This window comes from Psychrobacter sp. CAL346-MNA-CIBAN-0220 (assembly GCF_040309805.1).
Classification (GTDB): domain Bacteria; phylum Pseudomonadota; class Gammaproteobacteria; order Pseudomonadales; family Moraxellaceae; genus Psychrobacter.
In genome coordinates this window covers 1-242 of the sequence record NZ_JBEOPF010000653.1, presented here as the reverse complement: position 1 = coordinate 242, position 242 = coordinate 1, and the positions used below count along the sequence as shown (strand labels likewise).

Genomic DNA, 242 nt, shown 5'->3' with positions numbered 1-242 from the left:
ATCTAGCAATCAAGAACAACAATCACTGCTGATTGTCGAAGACAATGATGAACTGCGAGGTTTCTTGGTCGATTTACTATCAAGCGATTATAAAACATTCAATGCAGCCAATGGTTCAAAAGGATTAGAGCTCGCCATTGAATACATTCCAGACTTGATAATCTCAGATGTCATGATGCCAGAAATGGATGGTTTCTCGTTAGTTAAAGCCCTTGCTGAGCATGATAATACTAGTCATATTC

General features: G+C 38.4%; 1 protein-coding gene. It reads left to right on the top strand.

All coding sequences use genetic code 11. From position 1 onward, the window contains the following. Positions 1-242: response regulator (locus AAEY88_RS15195; RefSeq protein ID WP_350563730.1), on the top strand; the 242-nt coding region annotated here is incomplete at both ends.